An 18149-nucleotide genomic window follows, 5' to 3' on the forward strand; every position below is an offset into this window, starting at 1 on the left:
GTTTTAGGAATTAAAATGAAAACAAAAAAAATTATATTGGGAATAGTTGTTTGCTTTTTGTTATATCCTGTACAAGCACAGATTGTGTGGCAACAAATGGCACCTGGTGTTTGGAAAGGTGTAATAGGAACGCCTGAGGATTATTCGTTGTTGGCGGTCGCAGGGGTTCTTCCTTTGAAAGAAGGTTTTACACGCTTGCCTGAGGTACATTTGCCAGAGTTGGCAAATGAAATTGTTGGAACAATTCAGGATGGAAAGACATATCTTCAGATACCGTTGGAAAAGGAAGAACAAATATTTGGGTTTGGGCTAAATTTTCAGACGGTTCATCAGCGTGGAAAAATTCTGAATCTACACGTGGATCATTATGGTGGTAAAGACAATGGACGTACACATGCCCCTGTTCCTTTTTATGTATCCAGTTTGGGCTATGGCATTTTGGTTAATTCAGCTCGTTATTTGACTGTTTATGCAGGGAGTGGCGTACGTAAGGATAGTCCTAACGCCCCGATTGCCAGAGACAGGAATACAAATAAGGATTGGACGTCTGCTCCTTATTCTGATGCAGTTTCTATTTTGGTTCCTGCACGAGGTGTGGAGATTTTTCTTTTTGCAGGGCCTACTCCGATGGATGCCATTCGTCGTTATAATTTGTATTGTGGGGGTGGCGCTTTGCCTCCTCGCTGGGGACTGGGTTTTACACAACGTACGCAGAAATTATATACGGCTGATGATGTGGAAAGAGAAATAGATGAATTTGAACGTCGTGGATTTCCATTGGATTTTATAGGTTTGGAACCTGGTTGGCAAAGTAAAGCTTATCCCTGTACGTTGGAATGGGATAAAAAGCGTTTCCCAAATCCTGTTGATTTTATCAAAAAGATGGCAAAAAAGGGAGTGCGTATTAATTTGTGGACTAATCCTTATCTTTCTCCTGAATCAGATATATATAAGCGGATGTATCCTGTTAGCGGTTCCCATACGGTATGGTGTGGTATTGTTCCCGATATGGCTGACAGTCTTGCTCGTCAGCTTTGGATGGATAAACTGGAAAAGGAGCATGTTTGTATAGGTGTTAGTGGTTATAAAATTGATGAGGTAGATGGATATGATCGATATTTGTGGCCCGATGTGGCAACTTTTCCGAGTGGAATTCCTGCTGAACAGATGCGTCAGACGTATGGATTGTGGATGCAACGTACTACTTCGAAGTTATATGAAAAATATAATCAGCGTACATTCGGTTTGGTTCGTGGATCCAATGCGGGAGCCAGTTCCTTTCCTTATGTGATTTATAATGATTATTATAGCCATCAGGATTTTATAACAGCATTGGTTAATTCAGGCTTTTGCGGAGTGTTGTGGACTCCTGAAGTGCGCAGCTCTAAGACGGGAGAAGAGTGGTTGAGACGTTTTCAGTCTGTGGTATTTTCGCCGATGGCCATGATTAATGCTTGGTCCAATGGCACTAAACCGTGGTCGTTTCCAGAAGTTGCTGAACAAGTTAAGGAATATGCAATCTTACGTATGCGGATGATGCCTTATTGGTATACAGAATTTGCGCGTTATCATTTTGATGGTATTCCTCCGTTCCGTGCCGTCAATTTGGAATCCGGATTTAATCCAAAACAATCGGTTCGTATGGAAGTGGAAAATGATAATTTGGATGATAATCCATATATGGAAGCCATTTCGAAAGAAATAAAGGATCAGTACATGGCCGGTGAGTATCTTTTGGTAGCTCCAATGTTTACAGGGCAGAAAGAACGTTACGTCGTTCTCCCTAAAGGGAATTGGTATGATTTCTATACGGGTGAGTATGTTGGTAACGGTGAACGGATAACCGTATCACCTGGTTTGGACCATATCCCTGTTTTTGTTAAGGATGGGGCTATTATTCCAATGATGGAACCTATGTTGCATGCTCCTAAGGCAGGGCAGAAGATAAATCTGGAAATACGGCATTATGGAAAAGCAGAAGGACGATATTTCCTGTATGACGATGACGGAGAAACGTTTGATTATAAGAAAGGAATATTTTCTTGGAGGGAAATCAATGTAATCTATGATGAAAAAGATCGTTTGAAGGGTACTATTTCCAAGGCAGAAAAGGGAAAGCTTGATAATATAGCCAAGGTTACGTGGAAGTTTATGACAACTGATAAATAATAACAAAAATATATGAAGATAAGAATTGGCATATTAGTTTTATTTTATGTTTGTACACTTTGGCTTCATGCGGCTGATAGTTCCCCTCTAAAGGAATGGTTTGAAATTACTTCTGGCGAACTGAAACTGACTTTTATGGTTGGTACCGACAATCGATTGTATCAGTTGGGATTCGGTGATGCTGTCCAAAAAGTGCCCATGCCTTCTAAGATTCCTTCGCGCGAATGGGAATTTTTCCCTCCTTATGGTAATGGTGTGCTGACCGAGCCTGCTCTACAGGTCACTCACGTAGATGGAAATACATCTACTGAACTTCACTATATGGGGCATCAGACGACGGAAGAGGAAAAAGGAATTCGGAAGACGACAATCTTATTAAAGGATCCTGTTTATCCGTTTTACGTCAATGTCCATATTCGTAGTTATGAGAATCAAAGTATGATGGAAATTTGGAATGAAGTACGACATGAAGAAAATGGTACAGTGACTCTTTACCGTTTTGCTTCTGCTGCTCCGATTATTAAAGCCAACGAATATTGGCTAACTCAGTTTTCCGGTAATTATAAGCGAGAAGCAACTTTGTCAGAAGAACGTCTTTCAGGAGGAATTAAAATTTTGGACTCTAAATTGGGTGTTCGTACCCATCAAATGCGTATTCCTTCGTTTATGCTTGCTTTGAATGCTCCAGCCGACGAGAGGAAGGGTGAAGCGTTGGCCGGATCGTTACGGTGGAGTGGAAGTTTCCAGTTCGCTTTTGATATGGACTGGAACAGCAATCTTCGTTTGTTGACAGGAATGAACCCTATAGAGGCACATTATCAGTTGGAAACAGGTAAAATATTTACTACTCCGGCTATGCTTTATGCCTATAGTAAACAGGGTAAAGGAGAAGCTAGTCGACGTTATCATCGTTGGGCGATGAAGTATGGTATACGCGATTCACAGAAAGATCGTCCAGTGTTGCTAAATAACTGGGAGGCTACCCATTGTGACTTTGATGAAGAACGGTTGGTGAAATTGTTCGACGAGGCACGCCAGATAGGTGTAGAACTTTTTTTGTTGGACGATGGATGGTTTGGCAATGGCCTTTATTCGCGTGACGACGATAAACGCGGTTTGGGTGATTGGGAGCCTTCCGCTAAAAAATTGCCACATGGCTTATCGTATATTGCCCGCGAGGCGCTTAAGCGCAAAGTGAAATTTGGAATTTGGCTGGAACCGGAAATGGTTAATCCGAAAAGTGAACTCTATCAGAAACATCCGGATTGGATAATTACTCAACCTAGACGTGCTCCTATTTTGGGACGGAATCAGGAGATCTTGGATTTGACCCGGCCAGAAGTACAAGCTTTTGAATGGGGTATTATCGATAAAACGTTACGGCCTAATCCTGGCATAACATATGTCAAGTGGGATTGTAACCGTTATATTACCCAGCCGGGATCCAGCTATTTACCTCCTAATAAACAGAGTCATTTGTGGAGGGATTATACGTGGACTCTTTATAGATTAATGAGGCGTTTTGCAAGGGATTTTCCTAATGTCATGGCTATGCTTTGTGCCGGTGGAGCTGGACGTGTGGACTATGGTGCACTTCCTTATTTTCACAGCTTTTGGCCAAGCGACAACACCGATCCGTTGGCTCGTATCAAGATACAATGGGGATTTTCTCATTTTTTCCCGGCAAGTTCTATTTCTGCGCATGTCACTCGAAAGGGAAAGCGGCATCTGAAATTAGCCATCGATGTGGCGTTGAGCGGTGCTTTTGGCATTGACTTGGCACTTGACAAAGCTACCACTAGTGAACGTGAACTGCTTGCAGATGGCGTCTGATTGTATAAAGAACGCATTCGTTCATTGGTAATGAAGGGAGAGATTTACCGTTTAATATCCCCTTATGATCATCCAGTAGCTTCATTGAGTTATGTGTCTCCTAATCAAAATGATGCTGTTGTTTATTTATATCAATTGGAAGATGGTCGAGTACCTCAAGTTTATTTGGAAGGGTTGGCTTCTGATGCCGATTATCTAGTTGAAGAAGTAAATTTGCCACAGGGAAGAAATTCTCGTTTCCGCATCCATAAGCAGGTAGTTAGTGGCAACGAGTTGATGGAACAGGGAATCGAAAATCCATTGAGTACTAAATTCGAGAGTGCTATTCTTATTTTCAGAAAAATAAATGATTGATAGATATGAAATTTTTTTTATGTATAATGGCATTGTGGCTCTACCTTCCTGTTGGGGCTGTAGAAGACGTAGCTGACCGTTGGCATATTTGTCAGGATGGATCTATTCAATGGATTCCAAGCGAGAGACTACCTCATGAAGATCATTTGGAAATGAGCGGACAACAATTGTCTGTAGTGCTTCGTTACGGGGTGGATGCTAACTGTAGATTTCATGTGAATCGAAGCTTAGTGTTTCCCATGCTTCGGATGAAGCCCAACAAGACACAGGATAATTTAAAACAGCGTTTCGACGTGAATATTCCATTGTTGGTCACCGTGAATGATCAAACGTTGTTGCACGAGATTGTACGTAGCGTGACATTTAACGGAATCATGCGCGTGGAAAGTGACTTTAGCTATATTCACCGTCGAAAAGAACAACACCACACGATTCATGTGACTCGTTGTTTCTATCCTTCGACAGAGTCTGCTAGATATATTGAGGAATATATATTCAAAAATAATAGTCAAAATTCGATTAATCTACGAGTACCTGAATGGAAGGTCGCTTATACAACACCTGAGGAAGCTGGGGTATATGGAAGTTATCGTGTGGAAGCTTCTCTTTCCAGTTCGGGAGTATTTTTGTTAAATCCTGGTGATTCGTTGGATTTCTATGCAGTTTTTTCTGGAGAGAAGGTCCAGGGTGTCAACAAGTCTCTGCTTTCAGTTGAGGATGTGAAGAAAGAACGTTCTGCTCGTTTGGATTTGGTGAAACAATGGTGGAATAATCTGGTGCTTGAGACACCTGACCCAGTCTTGAACCGGATGTTTGCTTTTGCCAAACTTCGTGGCGCTGAAAGTATTTATCGTACAAAAGGAGGCCTGATGCACGGCCCTGGTGGAGAAGCTTATTATGCTGCAATATGGGCTAATGATCAGGCTGAATATATTAACCCTTTCTTTCCTTTCTTAGGATATGGTATCGGCAATGAGTCAGCACTGAATTCGTTTCGTCATTTTGCTCGTTATATGAATCCTGAATACACGCCCATACCCAGTTCTATCATTTCGGAAGGAATTGGGACGTGGCATGGTGCTAAGGATCGTGGCGATGGGGCGATGATAGCTTATGGTGCTGCTCGTTATGCATTGGCTCGCGGCAATTTGGCTGAAGCAAAGGAATTGTGGCCTCTTATCGAGTGGTGTCTGGAGTATTGTAATCGGAAATTGACACCTGAGGGAGTTGTGGCTTCTGATTCTGATGAATTGGAGAACCGTTTTCCTGCAGGTGAAGCCAATCTCTGTACATCGACCTTGTATTATGATGCTTTGCGTTCTGTAGCTTGGCTCGGGCGTGAACTCGGGATAGATAGAAAACAATGCCATGATTACGAGAAGAGGGCAAAGGCTATGGAGCGAGCCATTGAAGAATATTTTGGCTCTGAAATTGAGGGCTTTCACAGTTACCGATATTATAAGGGTAACGATATTCTCCGTTCTTGGATTTGCATGCCACTGGTTATGGGCATCTATACCCGTGCGGAGGGAACTGTTGACGCATTGTTCTCTTCTCGTCTGTGGACAGACGATGGTTTGCTGACACAAGCTGGTACAAAGACCTTTTGGGATCGGTCTACGCTTTATGCTCTTCGGGGAACCATTGCGGCTGGTGAAGTAGAAAAAGGCGTTGCCTTTTTAAAGAAATATTCTCGTCGTCGTTTACTGGGTGAGCATGTACCTTATGCGATTGAGGCTTGGCCAGAAGGTGATCAGCGCCATCTTTCTGCTGAGAGTGGACTATATTGTCGCATTTATACGGAAGGACTTTTCGGCATTCGGCCCATCGGATTGCGTAGTTTTGAACTGACTCCTCGTTTACCGGAGGAATGGGCATACATGAATCTGAACAAAATACGTGCTTTCAATTCTGATTTTGACATTCATGTGTCGCGTGAAGAGAATAATAAACTTCGGGTGGATATTCGAAAAGACGGGAAGTCAGTGATGAGTAAATTAGTGTCTGGAGGGCAAAGTATTCGTGTGAGTTTATAAAGAATGAAAAACAAATGAAGAGGTTATTTCAAGGTTTCTGGCTGATATTGTGCCTTTTTTGTTCTGCGAGTCTGTGTGGACAAATTAAATTGTCTTCAGGTTGGCAGTCATCGTTCGTTCGGATTACATCCGAGGGTAAATTGATTTATATTCCTGATGAAAAGGGGAATACTATTCCTGATTTCAGTCAGGTGGGTTATCATCATGGTAATCGTTCCTTGCCATTTCCGAAAGTGATAGACGTAGTGTTAACTCCGGTTGAGGGAAAGGATAATCGACCGATGATTCAGGCGGCAATTGATGAAGTGTCGCGCAAGCAGCCGGATGCTGATGGACATCGTGGAACGATTTTGCTGAAACGTGGTTTGTATCCTGTGCATGGTACGATTCAGATCAGTCAAAGCGGTATCGTGCTGATGGGTGAGGGTGATAATGTGCACGAGACTTGTTTGCTGGCTGTAGGTAAGGAACGTTTCCCTTTGATTAAGGTATCAGGTAAAGGCCGTGTGGAGGAAATTGAAGGGACACGTGTTCGCATTACGGATCATTTTGTCCCTGTAGGGACCACTTCTCTTACTGTGGAGAAATCCAATGCTTTTCGTCCAGGTGATCGTGTAATTGTTGTTCGTCCCGGTACAGATGAGTGGATTCATGATATTCGGATGGATTGTATTGTGGAACGAAAGGGTACCCGCCAATGGAAAGCTTCTGAATATAATCTTTCCTATGAACGTGAGGTCATAAAGGTAGAAGGTAAACGGATATATATTGATAATCCCATTGTCATGCAGATGGAGGAAAAGTATGGCGGTGGAGAAGTTTATAAATATTCGTTTAATGGACGTATCCGTGAAGTTGGTGTCATGAGTATATGTTTAGAGTCTGAGTTTGAAGATTATGAGGATACCAACCATGGGTGGATCGGTTTACTCTTTGATAAGGTTGAAAATTGTTGGGCGTGTAATATTACATGTCGTTATTTCGGTTATGCTGGTATAAGTTGTGATACGGCTTCCAAGAATGTGACGGTGGCAGATTGCCGTTGTCTGGAAATGAAGTCTATGATAACAGGTGGGTTCCGCTATTCGTTTAATAATTGCGGGCAGCAGAATTTGTTTATGAATTGTCAAGCAACGGAAGGGAGGCATGATTTTGTGACAGGTGCCAAAGTATGTGGTCCGAATGTGTTTTACAATTGTATCGCATCGCAAACTTATGCAGATATTGGTCCGCACCATCGTTGGGCATCTGGGACTTTGTATGATAACGTTTATACCGATGGCGAGATTAATGTACAGGATCGCGGCAACTGGGGATCGGGTCACGGATGGGCTGGAGTTACTCAGGTGTTATGGAATTGTAGGGCGAAGGGGGCAGCTATCCAGTCTCCATGGGCTTCGGGCGATAATTATTGCATTGGTTTGAAGGGTAAGAAAGTGCAAGGACGTTTGTCCGGTCGTCCGGATGCTCGTTGGGAAGGTCAGAATGAGTCGAATGTATTTCCCCGTTCTCTTTATGTTGCCCAGCTAATGGCCCGGCATAAGAATCTGGATTTAACAATTTTAAATAAGTAAACAATGAAACGATTTCTAATTCTCATTTATTCATGTGTATTAGTAGTAATGGAGTGTGTGGCCCAAAGTCCGTTGCCAGCAAAAGAGAAAATGAGTTGGTGGCAGGATGCAAAGTTGGGGTTGTTTGTTCATTGGGGACCATATTGCTTGTATGGCGGTGTCTATAATGGATACAAACAACGTCGTGGAGGGGCTGAATGGATCATGAATCGATGTAAAATTCCTGTACGTGAATATCGTGCTAAGGCTACGACATTTAATCCTGTTCATTTTAATGCCGACAGTTTGGTTTTGATGGCACGTAACGCTGGTATGAAATATATTGTTTTCACAACTAAACACCATGATGGTTTTGCTATGTTTCAGAGTGAAGCAAGTCCTTTCAATATTGTGGATTATACCCCTTTTCATCGAGATATTGTAGATGAAGTTGTGCAGGCTTGTCGCCGTTATCAAATGAAAATAGGTTTTTATTATTCGCAATCTCAGGATTGGTGTAATGCGGGTGGAAGTACAGCCCGTAAACGGATGAATGAAGGATGGGATAATCCTGATTCTGTGGAAATTGATGAATATACGCGTGTTCATGGTGGTGCATGGGATTGTTTGCAATATTCTGTTTCATTTGAGGATTACTTTTACCGTGTCGCGTTACCACAAATTCGTGAGTTACTTTCTCGCTATGGGAAGGATTTAGGGGTCATTTTCTTTGATACCCCACAACGTATTACTGATAAACAAGCTCAGGATATTATGGATGAATTAGCTAAATATCCGCATATAATTGTGAATGATCGGTTAAAACGTCCTAATTTTCCAGGGGATTATAAGACGCCTGAGGGGCGTGTACCTGCTGCAAAAGATGTTGATGGGGTATATTGGGAAACATGTATGAATATCGGAAGTTCATGGGGATATAAGAGCTGGGAGAAGAACTGGAAATCTTCACGAGAGATAATCCGTAACCTGATAACGATTGCGGCACGTGGAGGTAATTATTTGCTTAATGTTGGACCTGATGCTATGGGGAGCGTTCCTACCCAAGCCCGGCATTGTTTGGATGAATTAGGCGACTGGTTGGGCAGAAATGGTGAAGCTATTTATGGAACGCAACGGAGTAATCTCCATCCTTCATGGGGAGAATGTACCCGGAAAGATAATGCTAAGAATTCTGTATTATACTTATGTGTGTTTGAGTGGCCATCTGATGGAAAATTGTGTTTGGAAGGTAATTTCGTGGCAAAACATGCTACCTTGTTAGTTGACGAAACTCCATTGCCAGTAAATATGCGAAATAATTCGTTAGAAATCTTGTTGCCAAAGGAAATGCCTGATAACGTTGCTACCGTTATTCGTTTGGAGCTGGATGAAAAACTGCCTGAAATAAGTTTGTCTTTAAACTCAGAGAAATTTTTTGAGATAGTGGATGAGAAATGATTGCTGCTGATGATAGTCTTTGAGTGAACTAATTTATTTGTCTGGTGAGATTTCATAATCAGGATATAGAACAAGGTCGTTATCTGTTATTATGATATTCTATAGATTATATAAGGATTCGATTAATTATATACAGGTAATTGCCGATTGGGCTTCTTTGTATCTTTAGGGTTCTCACGAAAGTAAGTTAGGCAGTTAATGTGGAGTAAATTCACCAATTAAGCAATTAAAATATGGCTAAAATACAAAATATTGATGCCTTGATTCTTATTAACGGTTGATAACTTTTTGTTTTTTGATGTATATTCACGGTAGCATGTGTCATAAAACTCCAAATAGTACATTGACCAATGGAACGGTTAAGTTCTGTTGATTGCTTGTACATAAATGGTTAATAATTTATGTGAATATGTAAATGTAATATTATTAGTGTGTTATGGGCTGGTAAAGTAGTAATCTATTGATGATAGATTGAGAATGAAATATTTTCTATAAAATTTGAAGCAAATTTTAAAAGTGTTTTTTTATTAAAATGCTTTATTTGCGTTATGCCTTTGGAAATGTTTTAAATGTAGTATTAATGGATATTTAACTTAATTTATTGTATCATGAAAGACTCAAGAAGTGGCTAATAGCTGGGCTAATGTGACTGTAAAAGGCAATGACATTTTGCAGTAGACTAAGTTTTCTTAAAATCTAGTTATGAAAATGTTTAAAAAAAATGTAATGGAAGAATGTAAATCAAAAATTTTAAAGATTCCTTGCCTGCTTTTGTTAATGTTAATGTTAGGACTGGAATTACAGGCACAAAGGCTGCAAGTAAAAGGAATTATTTTGGATTCCAATGGCGAGAGTGTAATTGGGGCCTCTGTCGTATTGAAAGGGAATACAGCGGTGGGGACAATTTCAGATCTTAATGGAAATTTCACCTTGTCTGTTCCGAATGAGAATGCAACATTGGTTGTGTCTTTTATTGGAATGAAATCACAGGAAGTTAAAGCTAATTCGAAAAAGTTACTTCGTGTGGTATTGGAGGATGATTCGCAGCAATTGGATGAAGTGATTGTTGTTGGTTATGGGCAGCAGAAGAAGGCAAGTGTAGTAGGTGCTATTACTCAGACTACTGGACAGGTATTGGAGCGTGCTGCAGGTATTACAGATATAGGTGCTGCCTTAACTGGTAATTTGCCGGGTGTTATTACAACTTCAGATAACGGTATGCCGGGTGGTGAAGAACCTAAGATAACGATTCGTGGTGCTAGTTCATGGAATAATAGTGATCCTTTAGTCTTGGTTGATGGGGTGGAACGTCCGATGAGTAGTGTAGACATGGCTTCTGTTGAGACTTTGTCTGTATTAAAGGACGCCTCCGCAACAGCTGTTTATGGTGTAAAAGGTGCTAACGGTGTAATTTTGATAACTACAAAGAGAGGTGCGGAAGGCAAAGCAAAAATAAATGTGTCGGCTAACGCTGTTATGAAGACACCTTCTCGTCTTCCAGACAAATTGGATTCTTATGACGCTTATATGGCACGTAATATGATTATTGAACATGAATTGAATCTGAATCCTGACTCATGGAATGATATTCGTCCACAATCGTTTATAGATAATTTTAGAAATCAAACAACTGTAGAACAACGAGAACGTTATCCGAATGTGGATTGGAAGGATGTACTTTTCAAAGACTTTGCTATGTCCTATAACGCTAATGTTAATATTAGTGGTGGCACGAAAGTTGTAAAATATTTCGCGTCAATGGACTATGTACATGAAGGAGACTTGTATCGTGAATTTAAAACAGGACGTGGTTATGATAATGGGTTTGGTTATGATCGTATTAATATGCGTACCAATCTAGACTTTAATATAACTAAAACCACAGTCTTTAAAGTAAGTTTGGCAGGGTCAAGTGGGCAAACTGAGCGTCCTTATTATTATAGTAGTGCCACTAGTGGATCGGCAAGTAAACAAGCTGGAGCTTGGGCTGGTGTATATACCACACCACCGGATGTTTTTCTTCCTGTTTATAGTGACGGATCTTTAGGTTATTATCCATCTGATATTAATATGTATAATTCGGTGGATTTGATAGCTACAGGTGGAGCTGCTCAGCATACAACAACTAGAATTACGACTGATTTTGTGTTGGAACAAAAATTGGATTTTATTACTAAGGGATTGAGCTTTAGGGGAATGATAGCTTGGGATAATACGTTTCAGGAAGATGATAGAGGAATTAGTGAGCCTCAATCTAATAATGGATCCAACCAACGGAGAAAATATATAGATCCAGATACAGGAAATGTCACTTATCAATTCCCATTTGAAACTAATAATCAATTTGATATGTATCCTATTTGGGACTGGGTTGTTGAGAGTGGTTCTGTAAATAATGGCGCAACTCGGCGTAGCCTGAATTATCAGTTACAATTGAATTGGGCGCGCGATTTCGGGAAACATAGTGTGACAGCTATGGGGCTGTTTAGTCGTCAGGAGGTAGCTCAGGGTAGTGAGATTCCTCATTTCCGTGAAGATTGGGCTTTCCGTACAACCTATGATTGGGCTGGGCGGTATTTTATTGAATACAATGGTGCTTATAATGGTTCAGAGAAATTCAGCAAGGACAATCGTTTTGCCTTTTTTAACTCTGGCGCTATTGGTTGGATGATTAGTGAAGAACCATTTATGGCTTTTTTAAGAGAGAAGAAGATCTTGGATATGATGAAAATAAGGGTATCTTACGGTGAAATTGGTGATGATAATATTAGTGGCAGATGGCTTTTTCAAGATCAGTGGGCATATAATAGCAGTTGGCAGGCTTATATGGATCCAACAAAGAGAGGTGGTAAGAGCCCTTATAGCTGGTATAGGGAATCGGTTATAGGAAATGACGATGTTCATTGGGAAAAAGTAAGAAAACTAAATTTAGGTATTGATTATGCATTGTTGGATGGTTTGTTCGCTGGTAGTATTGAAGTGTTCCGTGATAAGCGTTCGGATATCTTGATTAATGGTTCTAGTCGAGCTGTCCCTTCCTATTTTGGAGCAACGCCAGCCACAATTAATAAGGGTAAAGTAAATACCAAAGGTTATGAGTTGGAATTACGTTTTAACAAGAAATTGGAGAATGGAATGCGTTTGTGGGCTAATATGAGCATGACACATGCCGAAAATAAGGTAATTGTAAAAGATGATATGCCTCTTTTACCGAGTTATCGTCAAGCTGCAGGTTATCCTATGGGGCAAGGACGTTATTATTTGGATGATGGATTTATTGGTTCATATGATGAATTATATGGAAGTCCTAAGCATGATTCTAATAATGAAAGTCGTATTCCAGGTGATTATTACATTATAGATTTCAATGGTGATGGAGTGATAAATCAGGATGATCAGGCACCGTATGGACATCCTACTACTCCACAAAATACTTATAATACGACTATTGGCTTTGAATGGAAAGGCTTCAGTTGTTTTGCTCAATTTTATGGTGTGAACAATGTAAGTCGAGCTGTACAATTGAATTGTTTCAATAATCGTTATAATGTAGTGTTTGATACAGGTACTTGGTGGGCTGAGGCTGGAAACTCTGCAGATTTTGTAACTCCCCGTTGGTTGACTAAGCCGGTAGCTGCTTACAATGGGACCCAGTATGTATATGATGCTTCTTTTATACGTTTGAAAAACGTGGAAGTTTCTTATACATTTAAAAATAATTGGACCCGTCAGATTGGTGTTTCCAATTTACGACTTTTCATTAGCGGTAATAATTTGTGGATGTGGTCACGTATGCCTGATGATCGTGAAGGTAATTTCACAGGTGCAAGTACAAGTTCTGGAGCTTATCCTATTATGAAACGTGTAAATCTGGGCGTGAAATTTTCATTATAATTAAAAATGTAATTATGGAGATAAAAAGATTATTAACTAGATCATTATATGTGTTTTCGTTCGCCTGTTCTTCCATTGTTTTCAGTGGGTGTACGGCATATTTGGACAGGGAGGTAGATGCTATAGTCTCAAGTGATGACGCTTTTAAGAATTTCTTCAATTTCCAAGGATATATTGAAGAAATGTATAATGCTATACCTGATAAGCAGAAAGCAGGAGGAGGTACTGCAGATCATAATTTCGGTGAAGATGAGATTCAAAATGTCAGTTGGGGTGATAGTAAAATTACGAATCAATTTGATTTGGGTAATTTCCGGCAGTGGTTGAATGATAATCAAACTTGGCTTTATAACTCAAAATCGGATCCGACACGACTTGACGGACATAATAAGGTACGTTTGCAGGCCTTGTGGCAAAATGCTTGGTATTGTATACGTAAGGCAAACCTAGGGTTGGAGAATCTGGACAAGTTGGTGGATGCAACTCAAGAAGAACGGGATTTGATTGAAGGTCAATTATATTTCTTTCGTGCTTGGTGGCATGAAGAAATGATACAATGGGTAGGTGGTTTACCCTATGTCGATAGAACATTTGGTCCTTCTGAAGAATTGAAATTACCTCGTTTGTCGTATCAAGAGTGTGCAGATCGATGCGCTGCTGATTTTCGTCGTGCGGCCGATTTATTGCCAATTAATTGGGATGACACAGAGGTTGGAAAAAATACTTTGGGAAAGAATGACCTTCGTATAAATAAGATTATGGCTTTGGGTTATCTTGGTAGGGTCTATTTATGGGCTGCGAGTCCTTTGATGGAACATGGAGCCCAACTTGGAGGAGCAAAGACTTACGATTATAATAAGGATTATGCTAAGAAAGCTGCTGAAGCATTTGGGGAATTGTTGACATTGGTCGAAAGTGGTCAAACCCAGTATGCGCTGGCTGAATTTAAATATGATAATATTTATGATCATGAGAAATCTAAGTCTGCGGCAAATTGTTATACGGATGTCTTTTATACTCTTAAGCAGAATTGGAAAATGCCAGGTGCTACTGAAGCCATTTTTAGAGGATTGTTGAGCTCAAATAATACAAGTTTATGGGGATTTGTAACTCAATATGGTCCTAAAATGAATGGTTTAGGTGTCAGAGGTAATAACATAAAAATGCCTACTGCTAATTATGTGAATTATTATGGTATGGCTAATGGACTTCCATTGGATGATCCTAATTCAGGTTTTGATAAAGAACATCCTTTTAAGGGACGGGATCCTCGTTTTTATCATGATTTTATGTTTGATGGTTTTAAATACTTAAATAAGAATTTGACAGAGGATAATCCGGATTATGATTTCAGATATTGTACATTGAGTACAAATGGAAAGATGAGGGATGTTGTGCTTGGAAGTCGTACAGGTTATTTTATTCATAAATTAGTGCCTCATACAGCAAATAAACATGATTTGGCTTATACGGATGCTCAAGCCTTTCAAACGAATGCTTCCTATATGCGTTTAGCTGATATTTATCTAATGTATGCAGAAGCTGGTGCTGCTATCAGCGGTGCCTCCTATAAAGCTAGTAATTTTAGCAAAACAGCTGAAGAGGCTATTAATGTTATTCGAGATCGTTGTGGAGCGGGCCATGTTGCTGCGTCTTATGTAAGTGATCCGCATAAATTTATGGATGAAGTTCGTCGTGAAAGGGCTGTAGAATTATCATTCGAAGGTTTTCGTTTTAACGATTTGCAACGATGGCTACTTTTGACAGAGTACCCTTATAATATTAAAACATCTCAAGAATTTGATCGTTTAGAGGATGATGATTTCTTTGAAAATAATGATCCTCGTAATGCTCGTGTTGCCAATTGGAGGGAAGAAGTAATTCTTAAACGTGTATATGGAGTAAAGCATTACTGGCTTCCTCTTCCTAATGATGATGTGTATTTGTATCCGGAATTCCCACAAAATCCTGGCTGGTAATGTATTAACTATAAAAGTGAACAGAAATGAAACATATACATAAAAAACTTCTTTCATTATCTTTGTTGTTGGTATCTGCATGGAATCCAATAGGAGCTCAAAGTAGCAATGAGTTGATAGGAGATTCATTGGTGATTCCTGATAATAAAGAAGTGCAAATTGCTTATCGTAAAATAGCATCTAAAGATCGATTGGGAGGTGTATCGGTTGTTAATGTAGAAGATTTGATGAAGAAGAATTATTATACTGGTACATTGGACAATATGCAGGCATTTGTAGGTGGTTGGCATAATAGCCTTCTTTGGGGGTTAAATGACTATTTAGCTTTGGTTGATGGTGCGCCACGTGATTTGAGTTCTGTGAAGCCTGATGAAATCGAAAGTATTACTTTTTTAAAGGGAGCTCAAGCCGTGGTACTTTATGGTAGTCGTGCTGCTGAAGGTGCTATTCTTGTAACAACCAAGCGTGGTAAGGTTTCTTCATTGAAGATTGATGTACGTGCTAATACTGGTTGGAATGTGGCTAAAGCTTATCCAGAATATTTAGGTTCTGCTGAATATATGACGCTTTATAATGAAGCTCTTCAGAATGATGGATTAGAACCAAAGTATGGTGCTGATGAGATTTATTATTCGAGTACGGGGATAAATCCTTATCGTTATCCGAATGTTGATTTCTATTCGTCGGATTACATCCAGAAAGCTTATAATCGGTCGGATGTTACGGCAGAACTTATGGCTGGAAGTGAACGTGCTCGCTTTTATGCGAACATTAGTTATTTTAATAATGGCAGTCAAATGAATTTTGGCCAAGGTAAATATAATCGGAATGATCGGTTTAGTGTGCGTGGTAATGTTGATGTGAATATCAATGAGTTTGTTTCGGCTTATGTTAATTCTAACGTTTCTTTTGCTAATTCAAAAGGTACCGTCGGAGGAAATTATTGGGAGTTGGCATCGACATTCCGCCCTAACCGTATATCTCCTTTGATTCCGCTTAGTATGATTGATCCTAATGCTACAGCTGTATGGGAATTGTTAAAGACTTCCAATAATATTATTGATGGAAAATATTTCTTGGCAGGAACCCAGCAGGATTTGACAAATGTTTTTGCCGATTATTATGCTGCTGGTAAGAGTAGTTCTACGAAACGTAATCTTCAATTTGATGCGGGTGTAAACATTGATTTAGGAAAAGTGCTAAATGGCTTATCATTTCATACACAATTCTCGATGGATTATGCCACTTCCTATAATACGAAGTACGATCGAAAATATGCAACTTTTATTCCTACTTGGGGAAATTACAATGGCCAGGATATGATTATTGGTATAGAAAAGAGTGCTACTAATGATGAAAATTCTGGGAAACAGAATATTAGTGGTAGTGTATCGGACCGAACTGTGTCCTTAAATGCACATTTTGATTATAATCGAGTATTTGATGGAGGGCATCAACTGGATGCAATGTTATTAGTTAGCGGTTTCCAGCAGACATTTTCGGGGGAATATCACCGAACTTGTAATGCAAATCTTGGTATCCAAGCGTCATATAATTACCAACATAAATATTATGCAGAGTTTGGTGGTTCTTTGATCCATTCAGCTCGTTTGGCAGAGGGACATCGTAATGCTTTTTCTCCATCATTGACTATTGGATGGAATCTGGCAGAAGAAGACTTCTTGAAAGGTTCTGCTGTAGATGAGTTGATGATTAGTGCAAGTGGTAGTATTCTGAATACAGATATAGGTATTGATTATTATATGTATAAAGGAGGTTATAATTTAGCTGGCTCTAGTTGGGGATGGTATGATGGTGGTAGCATGAAGTTGAGTTATGCTTTACGAGGAAGTAATGAGGATCTGACATTTATTAAACGAAAGGAATTCTCTACAAATATTCGAACTTCTTTGTGGAATCGTACATTGACAGCTGATGCTTCTTTTTTCATTAATTCCCTTGAAGGAAGTATCATACAATCTTCTAATCTATTCCCAAGTTATTTTGATTATTCAGATGAGCAAAATATTCTTCCTTATATTAATTATAATAATGATCGTAGAATGGGATTTGACTTCTCGTTGAATTATAATACTCGTTTGGGTGAAGTGGATTTCTCAGCAGGTATCAATGGTACGTATTATGTAACGAAAGCAACTCGTAGAGACGATAGTAATTATGAATATACTTATCAATATCGCCAAGGTAAAGAACTGAGTACTATCTGGGGGTATGAATGTTTGGGATTCTTTAACACGGAGGATGAAATAGCCTCTGCTCCTTCTCAGACTACTTTGGGTGGAGGACTCCCTAAGCCTGGTGATTTGAGATATAAAGATCAGAATAATGATAATGTGATTGATTCAAAAGACCAGGTTGCTTTGGGGCAATCTAATTCACCTTTTACGATGGGACTTAATTTGACAGCTAAGTATAAGAACTTCACCTTGTTTGTATTGGGCACTGGATATATAGGTGGGCAATTCCTTAAGAATAATCAAAATTATTATTGGATATCTGGTGAAGATAAATATTCAAAAGTAGTGCGTGGACGTTGGACACCTGAAACGGCAGCAACAGCTACATATCCGCGTCTGACCACAGGTAATGGAAATAATAATTTTACGAGTTCAACATTTTGGTTATGCAATAAGAGTCGTTTTGATATAGCTAAAATTCAGTTGACATATGATCTCCCTAAGAAAATGCTGCGTGGGAAGCTAATTAAAGATCTTTCTGCTTATGTGAGTGGAGCGAACTTATTGACTATTTCGAAGGAACGTGAACATTTTGAAACTAATATAGGTTCAGCGCCTCAAACTCGTTTTTATAATTTGGGTATAAAAGCAACTTTCTAAATCAAAAACTACAAG

9 protein-coding genes are annotated in these 18149 nt (G+C 39.6%); all 9 read left to right on the forward strand.

Annotated features, from left to right (window positions below; all coding sequences use genetic code 11):
- The first annotated feature begins 15 nt into the window (after positions 1-15).
- The gene (locus BQ7483_RS16230; protein WP_072546775.1) at positions 16-2169 is read left to right on the forward strand and encodes a glycoside hydrolase family 31 protein; all 2154 of its coding nucleotides are present in this window, start codon (positions 16-18) and stop codon (positions 2167-2169) included.
- 12 nt (positions 2170-2181) lie between these two features.
- The gene (locus BQ7483_RS16235; RefSeq protein ID WP_235847386.1) at positions 2182-4002 is read left to right on the forward strand and encodes an alpha-galactosidase; all 1821 of its coding nucleotides are present in this window, start codon (positions 2182-2184) and stop codon (positions 4000-4002) included.
- A 30-nt stretch (positions 4003-4032) separates the two neighbouring features.
- A complete protein-coding gene (locus BQ7483_RS18090) occupies positions 4033-4356 on the forward strand; it encodes a GH36 C-terminal domain-containing protein (protein ID WP_235847387.1) in 324 nt (107 codons plus the stop codon).
- A gap of 5 nt (positions 4357-4361) precedes the next feature.
- On the forward strand, positions 4362-6392 hold the full coding sequence (locus BQ7483_RS16240) for a glucosidase family protein (protein ID WP_139247680.1): 2031 nt from the start codon (positions 4362-4364) through the stop codon (positions 6390-6392).
- Positions 6393-6406: 14 nt separating this feature from the next.
- Complete coding sequence (locus BQ7483_RS16245; protein ID WP_072546603.1) at positions 6407-7966, forward strand: hypothetical protein; 1560 nt, start codon at positions 6407-6409, stop codon at positions 7964-7966.
- Between the two features lie 3 nt (positions 7967-7969).
- Entirely contained in the window at positions 7970-9403 is a 1434-nt protein-coding gene (locus BQ7483_RS16250; protein WP_072546604.1) for an alpha-L-fucosidase, read from the forward strand.
- 726 nt (positions 9404-10129) lie between these two features.
- A complete protein-coding gene (locus tag BQ7483_RS16255; protein ID WP_072546605.1) occupies positions 10130-13297 on the forward strand; it encodes a SusC/RagA family TonB-linked outer membrane protein in 3168 nt (1055 codons plus the stop codon).
- A gap of 14 nt (positions 13298-13311) precedes the next feature.
- A complete protein-coding gene (locus tag BQ7483_RS16260; RefSeq protein ID WP_072546606.1) occupies positions 13312-15276 on the forward strand; it encodes a RagB/SusD family nutrient uptake outer membrane protein in 1965 nt (654 codons plus the stop codon).
- A gap of 26 nt (positions 15277-15302) precedes the next feature.
- Positions 15303-18134, forward strand: coding sequence for a SusC/RagA family TonB-linked outer membrane protein (locus tag BQ7483_RS16265; RefSeq protein ID WP_072546607.1), 2832 nt, complete (start codon positions 15303-15305; stop codon positions 18132-18134).
- The last annotated feature ends 15 nt before the right edge of the window (positions 18135-18149 follow it).

Origin of the sequence: Mediterranea massiliensis, assembly GCF_900128475.1 — a bacterium.
Lineage (GTDB): Bacteria > Bacteroidota > Bacteroidia > Bacteroidales > Bacteroidaceae > Bacteroides > Bacteroides massiliensis_E.

Bases quoted from the DNA above. Each gene is read 5' to 3' on its own strand.
- BQ7483_RS16230 (WP_072546775.1), top strand. From the start codon at position 16: ATGAAAACAAAAAAAATTATATTGGGAATAGTTGTTTGCTTTTTGTTA.
- BQ7483_RS16235 (WP_235847386.1), top strand. From the start codon at position 2,182: ATGAAGATAAGAATTGGCATATTAGTTTTATTTTATGTTTGTACACTT.
- BQ7483_RS18090 (WP_235847387.1), top strand. From the start codon at position 4,033: ATGAAGGGAGAGATTTACCGTTTAATATCCCCTTATGATCATCCAGTA.
- BQ7483_RS16240 (WP_139247680.1), top strand. From the start codon at position 4,362: ATGAAATTTTTTTTATGTATAATGGCATTGTGGCTCTACCTTCCTGTT.
- BQ7483_RS16245 (WP_072546603.1), top strand. From the start codon at position 6,407: ATGAAGAGGTTATTTCAAGGTTTCTGGCTGATATTGTGCCTTTTTTGT.
- BQ7483_RS16250 (WP_072546604.1), top strand. From the start codon at position 7,970: ATGAAACGATTTCTAATTCTCATTTATTCATGTGTATTAGTAGTAATG.
- BQ7483_RS16255 (WP_072546605.1), top strand. From the start codon at position 10,130: ATGGAAGAATGTAAATCAAAAATTTTAAAGATTCCTTGCCTGCTTTTG.
- BQ7483_RS16260 (WP_072546606.1), top strand. From the start codon at position 13,312: ATGGAGATAAAAAGATTATTAACTAGATCATTATATGTGTTTTCGTTC.
- BQ7483_RS16265 (WP_072546607.1), top strand. From the start codon at position 15,303: ATGAAACATATACATAAAAAACTTCTTTCATTATCTTTGTTGTTGGTA.